At 73.0% G+C, this 15556-nt stretch carries 15 protein-coding genes; 6 read left to right on the forward strand and 9 right to left on the reverse strand.

Annotated features, from left to right (window positions below; genetic code table 11):
- The first annotated feature begins 4 nt into the window (after positions 1 to 4).
- Complete coding sequence (locus tag ACLB9X_RS19425) at positions 5 to 1294, forward strand: TIGR02679 family protein (protein WP_410361637.1); 1290 nt, start codon at positions 5 to 7, stop codon at positions 1292 to 1294.
- 207 nt (positions 1295 to 1501) lie between these two features.
- Here ACLB9X_RS19425 and ACLB9X_RS19430 read toward each other — a convergent pair whose 3' ends face one another.
- The 3 genes from ACLB9X_RS19430 to ACLB9X_RS19440 form a co-directional block, all read right to left on the reverse strand.
- Positions 1502 to 1774 (reverse strand): DUF305 domain-containing protein, encoded by a 273-nt coding sequence (locus ACLB9X_RS19430; RefSeq protein WP_410361638.1) that lies wholly within the window; start codon positions 1772 to 1774, stop codon positions 1502 to 1504.
- Complete coding sequence (locus ACLB9X_RS19435) at positions 1771 to 2076, reverse strand: hypothetical protein (RefSeq protein WP_410361639.1); 306 nt, start codon at positions 2074 to 2076, stop codon at positions 1771 to 1773. Before ACLB9X_RS19435 ends, ACLB9X_RS19430 begins: the two co-directional genes overlap by 4 nt.
- A gap of 110 nt (positions 2077 to 2186) precedes the next feature.
- Positions 2187 to 2600: a VOC family protein gene (locus tag ACLB9X_RS19440; RefSeq protein WP_410361640.1), complete on the reverse strand. Its 414-nt coding sequence runs from the start codon at positions 2598 to 2600 to the stop codon at positions 2187 to 2189.
- Between the two features lie 511 nt (positions 2601 to 3111).
- Between ACLB9X_RS19440 and ACLB9X_RS19445 the strand changes: the two genes are divergently transcribed.
- The gene (locus tag ACLB9X_RS19445; protein WP_410361641.1) at positions 3112 to 4995 is read left to right on the forward strand and encodes an RICIN domain-containing protein; all 1884 of its coding nucleotides are present in this window, start codon (positions 3112 to 3114) and stop codon (positions 4993 to 4995) included.
- Positions 4996 to 5040: 45 nt separating this feature from the next.
- Here the strand turns inward: ACLB9X_RS19445 and ACLB9X_RS19450 are convergent, their stop codons facing one another.
- Entirely contained in the window at positions 5041 to 6504 is a 1464-nt protein-coding gene (locus tag ACLB9X_RS19450) for an acyl-CoA synthetase (RefSeq protein WP_410361642.1), read from the reverse strand.
- 89 nt (positions 6505 to 6593) lie between these two features.
- A complete protein-coding gene (locus ACLB9X_RS19455) occupies positions 6594 to 7289 on the reverse strand; it encodes a hypothetical protein (protein WP_410361643.1) in 696 nt (231 codons plus the stop codon).
- Positions 7290 to 7358: 69 nt separating this feature from the next.
- On the opposite strand from ACLB9X_RS19455, the gene ACLB9X_RS19460 reads away from it, so the two are divergent.
- Positions 7359 to 7805: an Lrp/AsnC family transcriptional regulator gene (locus ACLB9X_RS19460; RefSeq protein ID WP_410361644.1), complete on the forward strand. Its 447-nt coding sequence runs from the start codon at positions 7359 to 7361 to the stop codon at positions 7803 to 7805.
- Positions 7806 to 7888: 83 nt separating this feature from the next.
- Here ACLB9X_RS19460 and ACLB9X_RS19465 read toward each other — a convergent pair whose 3' ends face one another.
- The gene (locus ACLB9X_RS19465) at positions 7889 to 9049 is read right to left on the reverse strand and encodes a rod shape-determining protein (RefSeq protein ID WP_410361645.1); all 1161 of its coding nucleotides are present in this window, start codon (positions 9047 to 9049) and stop codon (positions 7889 to 7891) included.
- Positions 9050 to 9276: 227 nt separating this feature from the next.
- Positions 9277 to 9834, reverse strand: a complete 558-nt coding sequence (locus tag ACLB9X_RS19470; protein ID WP_410361646.1) for a hypothetical protein — start codon at positions 9832 to 9834, stop codon at positions 9277 to 9279.
- 130 nt (positions 9835 to 9964) lie between these two features.
- Between ACLB9X_RS19470 and ACLB9X_RS19475 the strand changes: the two genes are divergently transcribed.
- Positions 9965 to 10708 (forward strand): hypothetical protein, encoded by a 744-nt coding sequence (locus tag ACLB9X_RS19475; RefSeq protein WP_410361647.1) that lies wholly within the window; start codon positions 9965 to 9967, stop codon positions 10706 to 10708.
- 152 nt (positions 10709 to 10860) lie between these two features.
- Here the strand turns inward: ACLB9X_RS19475 and ACLB9X_RS19480 are convergent, their stop codons facing one another.
- Positions 10861 to 11298: a MarR family winged helix-turn-helix transcriptional regulator gene (locus ACLB9X_RS19480; RefSeq protein WP_410361648.1), complete on the reverse strand. Its 438-nt coding sequence runs from the start codon at positions 11296 to 11298 to the stop codon at positions 10861 to 10863.
- Positions 11299 to 11387: 89 nt separating this feature from the next.
- Between ACLB9X_RS19480 and ACLB9X_RS19485 the strand changes: the two genes are divergently transcribed.
- Together ACLB9X_RS19485 and ACLB9X_RS19490 are read left to right on the forward strand one after the other, a co-directional pair.
- Entirely contained in the window at positions 11388 to 12404 is a 1017-nt protein-coding gene (locus tag ACLB9X_RS19485) for an NADP-dependent oxidoreductase (RefSeq protein WP_410361649.1), read from the forward strand.
- 78 nt (positions 12405 to 12482) lie between these two features.
- A complete protein-coding gene (locus tag ACLB9X_RS19490; RefSeq protein WP_410361650.1) occupies positions 12483 to 12905 on the forward strand; it encodes an organic hydroperoxide resistance protein in 423 nt (140 codons plus the stop codon).
- Between the two features lie 77 nt (positions 12906 to 12982).
- Here the strand turns inward: ACLB9X_RS19490 and ACLB9X_RS19495 are convergent, their stop codons facing one another.
- Entirely contained in the window at positions 12983 to 15529 is a 2547-nt protein-coding gene (locus ACLB9X_RS19495; protein WP_410361651.1) for a M14 family zinc carboxypeptidase, read from the reverse strand.
- Positions 15530 to 15556 lie beyond the last annotated feature (27 nt).

The following is a 15556-nucleotide window of genomic DNA, read 5'->3' on the forward strand; positions in this document are numbered from 1 at the left end:
GCGAATGGGGGACATGACCGAGCGGGCGGACACGAGCGAGCTCAGGGACCCCCAAGGACAGCCCGCGGCACCCCTCGACCGCGACCGCCTGACCCGGCTGCTCGGCGGCCCCGACCTCGCCTGGCTGATCGACCGCGTACGCCGCCGCATGGCGCGGGACGAACCCCTCACCGGCCCGGTCTCCCTGAGCGCCCCCACCGCCGCGCAGAGGGCCGCCGCCGAACGGCTGCTGGGCCGCGCCCCGGGCGCCGGACGTGCGCTGAGCGTCCGTCTCGACGCCGTGGACGCCGTCCTGCGCCGCTCCGGCATCAGCCCCGACGGCCTGGCAGCAGCCGTCACCGCCCTCACAGGACCGGTCGCCCGGCTGGCCGACGTACGCGAGCGGGAGGAGCGCGCCTGGCGGGACGCGTACGCCCCGCTCGACGAGCTCGTCCGCACCGGCAGGCCCGAACTGGCCGACTGGGCCGAGCGGATCGTCTCGGACGGCCTCGTGCGCCGGCTCGCCCGCACTCCACAGGCGGCGAAGAGCCTGCTGGGGGACACCGCCAAGGCACTGCGCCGGCTGCCGGCGGATCCCGCCGTGTCCCTGCCCGCCTTCGCCGTCGGCGCCTTCGGCGACGCGCATGCCCTCGACGACGGCACCCCGCTCGCCACCCTCGTCCTGTCCGGAGTCCGCACGCTGACCGGCTTCCCGGACGGCAGCGGCGCCGAGTGGCGCCGCGAGGCATGGACGTCGGCCGGGCTCCTCAAGGACGCCCTGTCCTCCACCGTCCTGACCCTGGGCCTGCGCGGCTCCCCCGCCCTCGACTGGTCGGCAAACGCGGGCGAACCCGCAGTCCTGACGCTGCGCCAGCTCACCCGCCACCCGCCGGGCATGGCACCGGCCGTCGTCCACGTGTGCGAGAACCCGGCCGTCCTGGCCACCGCGGCCGACACCCTGGGCACCGCCTGCCCGCCGCTGGTCTGCCTCCAGGGCCAGCCCTCGGCCGCCGCCCTCATCCTGCTGCGCCACCTGCACGCCCACGGAACCACGCTGCGCTACCACGGCGACTTCGACTGGGGCGGCCTGCGTATCGCCTCGGCCCTGCTGCGCCGCGTCCCCTGGCACCCCTGGCGCTACACGGCCGCCCACTACCGCAGCGCGGTCGCTGCCACCCCACTGGCCTCGCCCCTGGTCGGCACGCCGACCATCGCCGCGTGGGATCCGGACCTGCCCGCGGCCCTCACGGAACTCGGCGTGCGCATCGAGGAGGAGGCGGTACTCGACGACCTGCTGGCCGACCTCGGCCAGTGAGCGGGGCGACGGCGCCGTAGGCAAGTGATGTGGGGCAGAGGCCGGCCCTCGCCGACGGAAAGGGATTCCGCTGCGGGAGGTGCGAAAGGCGAGCACCCCCATTGTTCGACCTGGGCTGATGCAGCCGGACCTCCCCAGGCTCCTCCCATGGGAAGCCTCTCGGGGGACCGCCAGGGGACACGCAGGGGACGGAAGGACCCGGAAAGATCAGGAAGGCCGACGCAGAGCCAGCATGGCAAAACACCCCTGACTTGTGATTATAGGAAGATCATCCCGGACGTCGCGTGACCGGCGGTGCGCGTCCCCGACGCCGTCCTCGGGCACCTGCTCGCCCCAGGAGCTGAGCCAGCCGGACAGCGTCCTGATCTCCGGGTCCTGGGCCTTCCTGATCTCGGTCGCGAGCTGTCGCACCTCCGGGGACGCGGCGCGCGTGCCGACGAGGGCGGCCAACTCCACCGCCTGTCGGTGGTGCGGGATCATCCCCTGCGCGAAGGTGACGTCGGCGGCGTTGTCGCGCCCGGTGAGGCGGGGGCGGACGCGGTGAGCCCGGTGCTCGCGCTGTCGTGGCCGCCGTGTGCGGCACTGCCGGAGCCGGACCCGCAGGCCGCCAGGGCGAGAGCGGCGGCGACGGCGCTCGCGGCGCAGGTGATGTCCGCGTGCTCGATGTGGCCGCCGGTCCCGCCGTCCTCGTGCGCACGCTCCGTACGGCCGGCGTCGGCGGAAGCGGCCGGCTCCGCGCGGGCGTGGCTCGCGCACGACGGCTCGGGATGGGGTGCGGCCACGGGCGAGTGAGCCGGAACCGCGGGCGCGACGGAGCGGGACGGGCGCGTGTGGCGCCGGCACGACGAAGGCCCCGGGACGGGGCCTTCGGGACCGGGGAGGCTGGGGCGGGTCAGCCCTGCTGGCTGATGTTGACCATCCAGCCGACTCCGAACTTGTCCGTGCACATGCCGAAGACGTCGCCCCACATCTGCTTCTCCAGCGGGACCTGCACGTTGCCGCCGTCGGACAGCTTCTCCCAGTAGCCGCGGAGCTCGTCGGCGTCGTCGCCGCTCAGGCTCACGGCGAAGTTGTTGCCCTGCTTGTACTCCATGCCGGGCGGGTTGTCCGAGCACATCAGCGTGAAGCCCTTGTCGGTCTCCAGCATGCTGTGCATGACCTTGTCGCCGTATCCGGGGGGCGCCTCGGAGCCGAAGTCGCCGTACGTGTGGACCGACAGATTGCCGCCGAACACGCCTTTGTAGAACTCCATGGCTTGCTTCGCTTCGCCGGAGAAGCTGATGTACGGGTTGAGACGAGAAGCCACGGCTTGATCCTTTCGTAACCGTTTGTCAGGAGTGCAGACTAGCCCCGGACCGCTTCTGCGGCAGGGGGAAACCGTTCGTGTCCGCGGCCGTTCCGGAAGTGGCGATGTTTCGCTCGGTAACGTCGGTCTTGGCGGACCGATTTCGGGCATGCGTCAAGGAGTCGCGCGGCAATGACTCACCATTGTTGTCCTTACTCGTGTTCCAGAAAGCGGTGTCCTCCGGCCGGGAGATGGCTTGACTCATGCCTCCCTAATCGCGGGGCGATCCAGAACTCTTGTTCCTGCCAGGGAAGTTGTGCAAGGGTGAGCCACCTCATGTCCGAACAAACGCCATTCTGATCAACCGTTCGAATTGACTGTCGGCGAGCCCCTCCAAAAGAAGCGGCTTGGCCGCCGGATGGTATGGACCAACAGGTCCGCCGTTCCTTGTCGACGGCTGTCGGCACCCCTCGACCAGAGCCGAAGCCACTCAGCAACCCCCCACCGCAATGCCATGGATGGACAGACGCCCATGCAGCACCCCAGCACGCCCGGAAACGTGCCCTCCTCGCAGGCCGGCCGCATACCCGGGGTATCCGACGAGGAGCTTGCCGCCGCGCTGCACGCCGGGGGAGCGGGCCTGAACGCCCACCCCGTCGCCGCGCTGCTGGCCCGGCACTGGCAGCCCGTGTTCGACTACGCCGCATTCTGCGCGCCCTCGGCCAAAACCGCCTCGATGCTGGCGACGGCCGCATTCGCGCAACTCCTGGAGAATCTCACGGCAGGCGTCTCGGCCGGTGCGCTGCGGCCGCATCTGCTGGTGGCCACCCGTCATATCGCCAAGGGCTGGGCGGGTGACCAGCGGATCACCGCCATGCTGCCGGGGCTGTCGATTCCCGAACCGCCCGCCGAGAATAGGCAGCTGATCTCCCGGGCTTTCCACGCATTGCCGATGACCGCCCAGGTACTACTCTGGCATGCCGAGGTCGAGGCCGAAGGCATATCCATACCGGCCGGTTTGCTGGGTATTGATCCGCGCGTCGCCTCCGACCAACTCGATCAGGCGCGCGAACAGTTCCGGCAGGTCTGCGTCCGCGTGCACCGGGACCACGCACCCACCGGGGATTGCCGTCACTACAACCGTCTTCTCGACATATCGCTGCGCCGTGGCGGGGCGCTGATCCCCGACATCCAGGTGCACCTGTCGGAATGCCGTTACTGCCGTTACGCCGCCGACCAGTTGCGGCAGTCCGAGGGGCGGCTCGGCGTCCTGATCGCCGAGGCCCTGCTGGGCGGTGCCGCGCAGTCGTATCTCGAGTCCCGGCCGGGCCGTCGCCGCCACGCCCGCCTCAGGGACGGCCGGCCGGGGGCGCCCGGCGGCCGGGGGGCCGGGCGGCACTCACGGGGCGGCCGGGGCCTGGCCCTGCCGGCCCTGGTGCTGCGCGGCAGGCGGGCCGCCGCGGAGAGGGCGACACCGGCCGCCCTCGGCCTCGGCGCCGCCGTCGCCGCCACCGGGGTGCTGGCCGTCGCCCTCCTGGCCACCCTGTGGTCCGACGACAGCGACCACGCGGGACCGGCGGTGCCGAGCGGGGCGGTCACCGGCACGGCACCGTCCGTGCCCGGCGCGAGCGGGGCCGCGCCCTCCGTACCAGCCACGCCCGCTGCGCCCACGCCGTCCGCACCGGCACCGCAGCCCTCGGCCACCTCGGCGGGCCTTCCGAGCGGTCCGCTGACCACCAGACTGCGCAACGTCGAGGCCGGCCTCTGCGTCGACTTCGCCGGCAGCCGGGCGCAGAAGGACGTGGACGTCCTGATGGCGGCGTGCTCGTCGTCGTCCCCGACCCAGCAGTGGCTGTACGAGACCGACGGCAGGCTGCGCAGCGCGGCCGCGCCCGAGCTGTGCCTGAACTCGCGCGGGCTCGACGGCATCGTTGTCGCCTCCGCCTGCACGGGGCGCACGGCGCCCGACTCCGGCGACGTCCGGTACGACCTGACCATCCAGGGCCACGTCGTACCGCGCTGGAACGAACGGCTCGCGGTCGTCCCGGTGTCGACCGACCCCGGGTCGCCCGTGGTCGTGAAGGTACGGGACGACTCGCCGGGCCAGGTGTGGGCGACGGACAGCGTCCGCACCGGCCCCACGCAGCAGTCCGCTCCCTCCACAAAGGAGGTGCAAGGTCCGCCGCCCGGCCGTGAGCGCTGCGTCCCCGAGACCTGCGAGGCGCCCCCACCGGGCCGGGGGCCTTCGCGGCCGGCGGCGACGCCGGAGGCACGCTCCGAGGGCAGCCTCCGCCGGGCCGGTGACGACGCCCCGGTCGAGAAGCGGTCCCGTCCCGCGGTGGTCCCGGTGCTGCTCCCCGTGCAGGAGACTCCCGCACCTCCGGCCGGGGGCGAGCCGGAGGCCGAGGGGCCCTGACCGGCCGGCGACAGGCGGTGCCGCCCGCGGCACCGCCTGTACCCCTCAGCCGGGGAGCGCCCGCTTCATGATCTTGCCCATGTCGTTGCGGGGCAGGACGTCGAGGAACCGGACCTCGCGCGGCCGCTTGTGCGGGGCGAGCTGGGCCGCCACGTGTGCCGCCAACTCCTCTGCCGACGGGGGCATTCGGGGGTCGGCCGCCACGATCCACGCGACGATCCGCTCGCCGAGGTCCGCGTCCGGCTCACCCGTGACCGCAGCCTCGCGCACCGCCGGATGGTCCAGCAGGACGTTCTCGATCTCCCCGGCGCCGATCTTGTAACCGCCGCTCTTGATCAGGTCGGTCGCCTTGCGCCCCACGATCCGCACGTATCCGTCCGCATCGCGCACGGCCATGTCCCCCGTGCGGAACCAGCCCCCGTCGAACGCGGCGGCCGTCGCGTCGGGCCGGTTCAGGTACTCGGTGAACAGATGGTCGCCGTGCACCTGGATCTCGCCGATCGTCTCGCCGTCCGACGCCGTGATCTCCCTCCCGTCCTCCTCGACGAGCCGCAGCGAGACCCCGCGCAGCGGCACGCCGACCGTTCCCGGACGCGCCTCGCCGTCGGCCCGTACGCTCGTGTTCATCAGCGTCTCGGTCATGCCGTACCGCTCGATCACCCGCCGCCCGGTCGCCGCGGCGATCCGCTCGTGGTCCGGCAGCGGCAGCGCGGCCGACCCCGACACCAGCAGGCGTGCGTTCGCCAGCGCCTTGGCGAGGTCGGTGTCGTCGTCCAGCGCCTCGGCGAGCCGGTGGTACATCGTCGGTACGCCGAACAGCATCGTGCCGCCCCGGCCGAGTTCGCGGGCCACGCCCTCGGGGGTGAACCTGCCCAGGTGCCGCACCTCGCCGCCGCGGCGCAGCGGGCCGACGATGCCGAGGATCAGGCCGTGCACGTGAAACAGCGGCAGCGCGTGCACCAGGACGTCGTCGGCGCTCCACTGCCAGGCGTCCTGGAGCGCGTCCAGCGTCGTGGCGACCGCGCGGCGCGACAGGACGGCGCCCTTGGGCGGGCCGGTGGTCCCCGAGGTGTAGACGACGAACGCGGGCGCGCCGGGCCCCGGTTCACCGGCCGGCACCTCCCCCTCGCCCGTCACCGGTACGTCGACGCGCTCCAAGGTGCCCAGGGCGGCGGGCAGTTCGTCGCCGGGAGCGGCAAGCACCAGTGACGGCGCGCTGTCCGCCAGGATGTGCGCGAGTTCACGCTCACCGGTCTTCGGGTTCAGCGGTACGACGGGTACGCCGGCGAGCAGCGCGGCGACCGTGCCGACCGCGGTCTCCAGCGCCGGTGTGGCCCACAGCGCGACCCGCCCGCCGGGCGCCGCCGCGCCGATCCGGGCGGCCAGAGCGCCGGCGGCGCCGGCCAGTCGCGCGTAGGTCAGGGACCGTTCGCAGAACCGCAGGGCGACCCGGTCTTCGTGGTCGGGGCCGCCGGCCGTGGCTGTCAGCGCCGGGAACAGGGAACTCACTCGTCGACCTCCTGGTGTCCGTCCGTGCACGGCGGGCTCGTGGCAGTGCTTCCCGTCGCCTCATTGTCTCCCCGGCAAGATCCGAGAGCTCAGGGCAGCGGCAGCGCGATCTTCACGGCGTAGACGGCGACCAGCCCGAAGCCGATCCGGAAGGTCCACACGCGGGCGGCGCCCGAGATCCGGGCCCCGGCGTAACCCGCGGCCGCCACGAGGAACTGCTGCCACGCGAGCGAGGCGACGAGCACGCCGCCGACGAACACGGCCCCGGCCGTGCCGCCGCGGAGGGCCACGCCCTGGGCGGTGGTGAGGGCGGCGAAGTAGAGCGCGGTGGTCGGATTCACGGCGGTGAGTGCGGCGAACCGTACGAACACCCGGGCGTGCCGGCCCCGCGCCACCGCCTCGTCCGACTCGTCCGCTCCGCCCTGCGTCGCGTGCCCGTCCGCCGGGCCGTCTCCGCCCCGCGCGTGCCCGTCCGCCGGGCCGTCGCGCGGCCCCCGTACGGACGACCACAGGCCGTGGGCCGCGATGGCGGCCAGGATCAGCGCCGACGCCAGGCGCACCCACGCCTCCACGCCCGACAGCGCCGCCGCCACCAGCGGGCCCAGGGCCGTGGCCACCGCCGCGTACGCCATGTCGACCAGCGCCACCGCGGAGGCAGCGGCCACCGCAGTGGCCCGGTCGCGCATCGCCTCCTGGACCAGCAGTACGCCGATCGCGCCCACCGGTACCGCCACGCCCAGTCCGGCCACCGCTCCCGCGCCGGCCGTCGTCAGGATCTCCGTCATGGGCACACCGTGGTGCGTCCGTCGGTCCTGTCGCGGTCGTATTACGGTGCAGGCTGCGACAATCGCGGTATGGACGGCCTCGACAGGGAAATCCTCGGTGTGCTCCGGGAGGATGCGCGGATCTCCTACCGCGATCTCGGCGTCCGGGTCGGCCTGAGCGCCAACGCCGCCGCCGACCGGGTGCGCCGGATGGTCCGTGACGGGACCATCCGTGGCTTCACCACGATCGTCGACCCGACGGCCGGCCCCCGTCCCGGCCTCGTCGTCTTCATCGACATCACGCTGCGCCTCGACACGACGAACGAGGAGTTCGAGCGGGTCGTGCTGAAGCTGCCCGGCATCACCGAGGTCGTCCACGTCACGGGTGCGCACGACTATCTCGTACGGGCCACGGCGGCCGACGCCGCCGAACTCGACGCCCTGCTGAGGGCCCTCAAGCGGGACGCGGGTGTCGCGCAGTCCAGTACCCGTATCGCCCTGCGCGACGCGCGTGCGCCTACCGGCGGGCCCAGGTGACCGTGGTGTGCCGGCCGCCGTCCTTGCGCGGTCCGTCGTGGCGGCCCGCGGCCCTACGCCGGGCTACGCGCACGGGCCGCGTCTCAGCGGCCGGGGTCGCCAGGGATCGGGCCGTCGTCCGACTCCTCGTCCGCGCCGACCGTTCCGGTCGGGTACAGGCCGTGTGCGTACCTCGTCCCCCCGGAGGTCCGCGCGTCGGAGTCGAAGGGATCGGAGAGCGGGTCCAGCACCAGCGGCTGGATCGTGCCCTCCAGCATCGCGCCGAGCCCGAGCACCGTGCAGGTGTCGGGCCGTTCGGCGATCCGCACCGACATACCGGTGGCGTCCCGCAGCATCTGGTCGAGTCCCGGCAGCAGCGCGCTGCCGCCGACCATCATGATGCCGCTGTCGACGAGGTCGGCGACCAGGTCCGGCGGGCAGTGGCGCAGCACCTTGCCGATGCCGTCGATGACCGAGGTGAGGGGCGTGTGGATGGCCTCCCGTACGGCGGCGGTGTCGACCCGCACCGACCGGGCGAGCCCGGTGGCCACGTCCCGGCCGTGGATCTCGGTGGACGCCGGGCCCTGCGGGGTGAGGCCGTTGCCGCGCAGCGCCAGTTGCAGGGAGCGTACGGACTGGCTGGGCAGCATCAGTTCGTGCCGGTGCCGCAGGTGCTGGATCACCGCGTAGTCGATGGCGTTGCCGCCGATCGGGATGCGTTCGGCCGTGACGATCGAGCCGAGCGAGAGGACCGCGATCTGGGTGGTTGCCGCGCCGCACACCATGATCATGGTCGCGGTGGGCTGCTCGACCGGGAGCCCGCTGCCGACGGCCGCGGCGATCAGCGTGTCCACGAGCTCGACGCGACGGGCGCCGAGACCGACCAGCGTCTCCACGGTGGCGCGCTGCGCGAGCGGGTCGGAGTCGTGGGGCGTGCTCGCGGCGGCGCGCAGCCGGGGCTTGCGCCGCAGCCGGCGGCGGAGCTTCTCGCCGAGCAGGTGCCTCAGCATGCGCTGGGCCATCTCGATGTCGACGACGGTACCGCCGCTGACGGGCCGTACGACGCGGATGTAGTCGGGTGTCCGGCCCGTCATCTGCTCGGCGAGTGTGCCGACCGCGATCAGCGCGCCGGTACGGGTGTTCACGGCGGCGACGCTGGGCTCGTCGACGACGAGGCCGGTGCCCTTGACGAAGACACGCGTCTTGGCCGCGCCCATGTCCACGGCGACATGGCAACGGCGCAGCTGCTCAAGGCTGACGGTCACGACAGATCCTCCCGAGTGCGGTACCTGTTCGCATGGTGCGATCGCCCGGGGCCGTGCGCGCGCTGGGCTGCGCCGGTCGGGGGCACCACGGACCGGCACTCGGCCGGATGGGCAGGAGGCACCCGCCGGACGCGGGGCGCGTGCGCCCGGACATGCCGCCGGTGCTCACGCCCCGTCAGACGCGGGGCGCGTGTGCGCCGGGACATGCCGCCGGTGCTCACGCCCCGTCAGACGAGGCGCTGCAGAAGCCCCCACGTGAACTCCGCGATCCGCTCGTCCTCGCCGGGCGGCGTGAACGCCAGGCGCCATCGCGTCGGTGCCGACCCCTCCAGCGGCCGGGCCGGCGCGAACGCCCTCGCCACCTCGTCGACCGTGCACGACCAGGGCCGCAGGTCCGCCGTCGTCCGCAACTCGGGGCCGGCCGCTCCCGGAGCAAGTACGAGCCATTCGTTCCACACTGCCCCGTTCTGCGCGGCCAGGACCTCGAAGCGCAGGTCGGGCCGGAGCGGCACCGGCCACAGCAGCGCGTCGCACTCCAGGTCGCCGATGCGCCGCGGCTCGACCGACTCCGGTGTGCCGAGCACCGAGCGGTAGCGGCTCAGGGCACCGCGGGCTCGGGGCGAGCGCACCATGGCCTGCCAGCGGCGGTTCGCCTCCCGCATCTGAGCGAGCGAGACGCCGAGCTCGCGCCGGGCGTCGTCGACGAGGTCCGGCTGGTGGTCGGCCATCCGGCGCAGCAGCACCAGCTGGAAGTCGAGCGGTCCGAAGGGGGCGGTTGCACTCATGCCCGACATCCTGCCCGCGGGATGTGACAGCACAGGCGAGCGGGCACGCCGGGGAAGTGAAGATTCCACACAAGATCCTCACAGCCCGACCCACCGTGCGTACCCTGCTGCCGCATACTCTCCGGAGGCCATGGATTACTGCCACCCGTGCGGACGGCATCTCAACGGCGCGCTGGCCTGTGCCGGGTGCGGCACCCCCGTCGAGGAGCTCCGTCACCACTCCACCAGTGCGCCCGGCGCGGCCCACGTCTACGAGCTGGACGTGGAGCCCGAGCCGGAGCGCCCGAGCCCGCGTGCCGCGCGCCGTCAGGCGCCGTCGCGCCGCAAGCTCGCGCCCGCCGGACGCCGGGCGCGCAAGAGGCGTGGGCGCAAGGTGGTCCTGGGGGCGTTCGGTCTGGTGCTGGCCGCGGGGGCGCTGAGCCTCGCGGAGCTGGCGACCGAGGGCACGGTCGGTGACGGGGCGGCGACCAGGGTGAAGGAACAGGACGTCGTCGAGACGGAGACGATCGAGCCGTCGGCCCCGGAGGACACCCCGGACGGTCCGAGCGAGGTGAGCGAGAAGCCGGTGACCGGCTCCGCGCGCCCGACCGGGAGTGCCACGGGGACGACGAAGGGCACGGGCGCGCCTGGGGCGGGTGAGGCTACCGGGCGCGGCGACGACGAGGGCCCGGCGCCTTCCGTCTCCGCCTCGTCCGTCGCGGACGGGGCGTCCCCGTCCGCGACGCACGGCCCTCCGGACGACGCCGATCCCACCGACAGCGGCCGGCCGACCTCCGATACGGGCGACTCGAAGCCCCCGGAGGAGGAGGAGCCACCACCCCCGCAGCCCTCACCCACGGAGACCTGCGACCGCTTCCTGTGGTGGTGTCTGTGACGCACGCGCGGAGTCTCTGACGCGGCCCCGCCGGGGCGCGTCGGCCTGCGGCGTCTGTGACGCCGGCGCGCCCGGCGCGTCGGCACGCCGCGCCGGCCCAGACGTGCCGCGTCAGCCTCAGGGGCGGTCGCGCCGCACCCCTCCGCCCGGCGTCAGTGCTCCGGGCGCTCGCCCAGCATGCGTCTGAGCAGGTCCCTCAGTGCCGTTCGTTCGTCGGCGGACAACTCCGCAAGCGGCTCGCGCGCGAAGTCCAGTGACTCGCGCAGCCGCTTCGCCGTGCCGCGCCCCTCCTGCGTGGCCGCGGCCAGCTTCACCCTGCGGTCGCCCGGGTCGGGGCGGCGCTCCACGAGGCCGCGGGCCTCCAGGCGGTCCACGATGCCGGTGATGTTCGACGGCTCGCACTTCAGCTTGGTCGCGATGCGGCGCATGGGCAGGGGCTCCAGGGAGAGCAGCCCCAGCACCCGGGCCTGGGCGCCGGTGAGGGAGTGCGCGGCCGCGGCCCGCTCGTACTCGTCGTGGTAGCGAGCCACGACGGAGCCGATGAGCTCGACGACTTCGAGGGTGAGCGGGTCTGTTCCTGGGATGGCCATGGAGCTCAGGATACCCGGATACTTGACAACCTGAAATATCCAGGAGCATGGTTGTTTCAGGTAGTGAAGCATTCTTAGGAGGAACCAGCATGTCCGCTCTCCCCGCGTCCGGCCGCGAATGGCACCTCGTCGCCCGCCCGCACGGCTGGCCCAAGCCCGAGGACTTCGCCCTGCGCGAGGCGGAGGTCACCGAGCCGGGCGAGGGCCGGGTCCTCGTGCGCAACCTGTACTTCTCCGTCGACCCGTACATGCGCGGCCGGATGAACGACGTGAAGTCCTACGTCGCGCCCTTCAAGCTCGACCACCCCATGGACGGCGGCGCGGTCGGCGAGGTCGTCGCGTCGAACGCCGAGGGCTTCGCGGTCGGCGACCACGTCCTGCACGGCCTCGGCTGGCGGGAGTACGCGAGCGTGCCCGCGCAGCACGCCGTCAAGGTCGACGCGTCGGCGGCGCCGCTCTCCGCCTACCTCGGCGTGCTGGGCATGACCGGCCTCACCGCCTACGCGGGCCTGTTCGAGGTGGCGTCCTTCAAGGAGGGCGACGCGGTCTTCGTCTCCGGCGCCGCCGGCGCGGTGGGCAGCCAGGTCGGACAGATGGCCCGGATCAAGGGCGCCTCGCGCGTCATCGGCTCGGCGGGCTCCGACGAGAAGGTCAAGCGCCTCGTGGAGGAGTACGGCTTCGACGCCGCGTTCAACTACAAGAACGGACCGGTGGCCCAGCAGCTGAAGGAGGCCGCCCCCGACGGCATCGACGTCTACTTCGACAACGTGGGCGGCGACCACCTGGAGGCGGCCATCTCCTCCTTCAACGTCGGCGGCCGGGCCACCATCTGCGGAATGATCGCCCAGTACAACAGCACCGAGCCGGCCCCCGGCCCGCGCAATCTCGCCCTGGTCATCGGCAAGCGCCTGCGGCTGCAGGGCATGCTCGTGAACGACCACTCCGACCTCCAGCCGCAGTTCGTCCAGGACGTCGCGGGCTGGATCGCCTCCGGCGAGCTGAAGTACGACGAGACCGTCGTCGAGGGCATCGAGAACGGCTACGACGCCTTCGCGGGCCTGCTGCGCGGCGAGAACACCGGAAAGATGGTCGTTTCTCTCGCCTGAGGCGCCACCGGTTAGGCTCTTCCCCAGCCGTCGCGATCGTGGGCGCGAGTCGCGGCGAACCAGCAGGAGGAAGACTCCATGTCCATCCAGCAGTCCGAGGTGCTCTACACCGCTGTCGCCACCGCGGAGAACGGCCGTGACGGCCGTGTCACCACGAACGACGGCACCCTCGACCTCGTCGTGACCCCGCCCAAGGAGACGGGCGGCAGCGGCGCCGGGACCAACCCGGAGCAGCTGTTCGCCGCCGGCTACAGCGCCTGCTTCCAGCAGGCCCTCCTCGTCGTCGCCCGCCAGGAGAAGGCGGACGTCTCCGGGTCCACCGTCACCGCCGAGGTCGGCCTGGGCAAGAACGACGACGGCTTCGGCCTCATCGTGAAGCTCTCCGTGAGCATCCCGAACGTGGACGCCGCCACCGCCAAGGACCTCGTCGAGAAGGCCCACCAGGTCTGCCCTTACTCCAAGGCCACCCGCGGCAACATCACGGTCGACCTCGCCGTGTGACCCGCATGACCGAGGGCCGCACCCGCGCACGGGGTGCGGTCCTCGTCGCATGCCCGGCGGTCGCCCGCCGGTCGCGGTCAGCGGGTCAGCAGCGCCCGGCCGATCTGTGCGAACACGCCCTTGGGGTGCGCCCGGAACAGCGGCTCGGTGCCGAACAGCACCACCGGCGCGCCGGCCTTCGACGTACCCGAGACAACCGATGCCCGGCCCGCCGCGTCCTGCGGACCGCCCCTGCCGTCCTGCGCCGCACGCCAGTGGCCGGACACGAGCGGGTTCCCGGAGCCGTAGGACTGCTCGACGCGCACGCCGCTGCCGAGGCCGGTGAACCAGCCCGGGGAGTAGACGAACGTGTGCGCCGGGGCGCCGCCGGTGATCGGGCCGCCCGCGTTCACCACGCGGACCACGCCGTTGGCGTCGCCGTTGCCCGTCACCGCGGTCACGTCCAGCAGCGAGGCCGCGGTGTTGAACGCCGCTCCCTGCTCACCGAGCCCGACCACGCCGACGCCGCTCGCGTCGAACGCCGCACGGGCGGCCGGTGTGAGCTTCGCGTGGTCCAGGCCGGACGACACGAACAGGGCGTCCACCGTGGACCAGTCGAAGCCGGCGTTGAGCACCGCCGTCGACACCGGCACCACCGCGAAGCCCATCTCCCGTAGCGCGAACAGCTCGCCCGGGGTGACGGCCGCGGCGACCCGGGTCCGGCGCAGCGGCGCCGTGCCCTTCTCCTTCGTCGCCTCGAACACGACCCCGAGCCGGTCCGCCAGCACCCGTGCGGCACCCCGCGCCGAGCCCGGCACGACCGCAGCGCCGTCCGCCGTGCGCCGCACCTCGATCCCCTGCGCCAGCAGGGAGTTGAGGGCCGCGATCTCCTTCGGGTCGTCCAGCCGCAGCCGCAGGTCGCCGTGCGGGGCGACCCGGCCGGTCGGCGAGGCGGCGTGCACCGTGCGCGTCGGCACCCGCGGCGCGTGCGAGACGGACGTGTCCACCGTCGCGCCCCACAGCAGGCCCAGGCTCCAGCCCGAGATGTCGTACATGGCCGAGACGTCCGCGCTGATGTCGCGTCCCTCGGCGAGAATCACGTTGGCCAGTCCGCGCTTGGGCTGGTGCATGTCGACGACGTACGAACCGGCGGGGTAGGAGCGCCCCGCCAGCCGGAACGGCAGACGTGCCTGCTCCACCCGCACGTCGTTGGCGACCAGATGGTCCACCAGCCGGCCCGCCGCCACCGCCGACCTCTGCGAGCCGCCGGCCGGGATCACATAGGCACGTGGGAAGGTGGTCGTGTACACGTCCTCCGGACCGATGCCCGGCACGCCCGGCACGGTCTCCTCCGACACCGGCCGCTGCGCCTCGCCCGCCGCACCCCGCCGGAACGTCTCGATCTGGTCGGCGATCACCGACGTGCGGTGCGCGTGCGTGTAGTCCAGCGTCGCGCGCATGGCAGCGCCCGCGATGTCGGCGTTGATGACGGCACGGCGGCGCAGCTCGGCGACGGGCAGCGCGTCGTAGTCACGGTTGTTGACCCGCATCGGGAACTCGATGGTGTGCGAGGCCACCGCGCCCTGGAACGGCATGTACTGCGGGGTGAAGATGGGCGGCCAGTCGTCCCAGCCCTCCTTCTCGTCGCGGAACGGGATCACGGCGGGCCGCACCCCGTCCTTGTCGACCGTGTGGCCGAGGCCGTTGACGGCCTTCTCCATGCCGAGGGCGTTGGCGTACGCGTTCTTCAGGAAGAGGTCGTACTCGTAGTTCTCGCCGTGCGGCGGCGTCGTCGGCTCGATCAGCGTGCCGTTGACGTAGCCGTGCAGATCCAGCATGACGGCCGGCTGCTTGTCGATCGCGATCCGCCGGATGGCGCGCGACTCGGGCTGGGACGCGGTGATGAAGTCCCGGTTCAGGTCGAAGCCGCCGGAGTTGGCGCGGGTGCCCGCGATCCGGCCGTCCGGGTTGGCGGTCACGTTGAGGTAGATGCGGTTCTTCGCGAGCAGGTCGGCGGTGCGGGCGTCCTTCGCCTTCGCCAGCTCCTCGATGAGCTTCAGCGCGGCGTCCGTGCCCTCCCACTCGTTGCCGTGGATGTTGTTGTTGATGAACACGGGAGTCTTGTACGCCGCCTTGACGCGCGGGTCCTTGGCCGCGGCCGCCGGTGCGTTCTCGATCCGCTCGCGCATCCGCTCCTGCTCGCGCGCCTGCGCCGCGCTCTCCGGAGCCGTCACGGTGACCAGGTACAGCTGGTGGCCGCCCGCCGAGTGCCCCGCGACCTCGACGCTCACCCGGTCGCCCAGCTGCTGCAGGGCGTTGAGGCGCGGCGCGATCGAGTGGTACGGGACCAGGCCCAGCTTGATGGACTTGTCGTCCGGATTCGCCGGCGGGACGTCGAGCGTCGTCTCGCGGGGGTAGCCGCCGGCTGTCGTCCGCGGACCGGTCGCCGGGCCGGCCAGGGCATTGGCGGTGGCCGACGCGGGCGTGCGGGCCGCGCCCGTGTCACGGCCGCCGCCCTCCCGCAGCGGATGCGGCCGCGGATCGTCCCTGCTCGGGGTCGCGGTGGCGGCCGGCGGCACGAGCAGAGCGCCCGCGAGCGCGGTCGCGAGGGCGGCGGTGATCAGTACGGGTCGGGATGATCCCATGCGCAACGGACCTTTCCAGTGCCGGAA

Origin of the sequence: Streptomyces sp. 5K101, assembly GCF_046506645.1 — a bacterium.
Taxonomy (GTDB): Bacteria; Actinomycetota; Actinomycetes; order Streptomycetales; family Streptomycetaceae; genus Streptomyces.

Excerpts from the sequence above, each read along its gene's own strand:
- ACLB9X_RS19425 (WP_410361637.1), top strand. The coding sequence starts at position 5 with ATGGGGGACATGACCGAGCGGGCGGACACGAGCGAGCTCAGGGACCCC.
- ACLB9X_RS19430 (WP_410361638.1), bottom strand. The coding sequence starts at position 1,774 with ATGATCCCGCACCACCGACAGGCGGTGGAGTTGGCCGCCCTCGTCGGC.
- ACLB9X_RS19445 (WP_410361641.1), top strand. The coding sequence starts at position 3,112 with ATGCAGCACCCCAGCACGCCCGGAAACGTGCCCTCCTCGCAGGCCGGC.
- ACLB9X_RS19455 (WP_410361643.1), bottom strand. The coding sequence starts at position 7,289 with ATGACGGAGATCCTGACGACGGCCGGCGCGGGAGCGGTGGCCGGACTG.
- ACLB9X_RS19460 (WP_410361644.1), top strand. The coding sequence starts at position 7,359 with ATGGACGGCCTCGACAGGGAAATCCTCGGTGTGCTCCGGGAGGATGCG.
- ACLB9X_RS19470 (WP_410361646.1), bottom strand. The coding sequence starts at position 9,834 with ATGAGTGCAACCGCCCCCTTCGGACCGCTCGACTTCCAGCTGGTGCTG.
- ACLB9X_RS19475 (WP_410361647.1), top strand. The coding sequence starts at position 9,965 with ATGGATTACTGCCACCCGTGCGGACGGCATCTCAACGGCGCGCTGGCC.
- ACLB9X_RS19480 (WP_410361648.1), bottom strand. The coding sequence starts at position 11,298 with ATGGCCATCCCAGGAACAGACCCGCTCACCCTCGAAGTCGTCGAGCTC.
- ACLB9X_RS19485 (WP_410361649.1), top strand. The coding sequence starts at position 11,388 with ATGTCCGCTCTCCCCGCGTCCGGCCGCGAATGGCACCTCGTCGCCCGC.
- ACLB9X_RS19490 (WP_410361650.1), top strand. The coding sequence starts at position 12,483 with ATGTCCATCCAGCAGTCCGAGGTGCTCTACACCGCTGTCGCCACCGCG.
- ACLB9X_RS19495 (WP_410361651.1), bottom strand. The coding sequence starts at position 15,529 with ATGGGATCATCCCGACCCGTACTGATCACCGCCGCCCTCGCGACCGCG.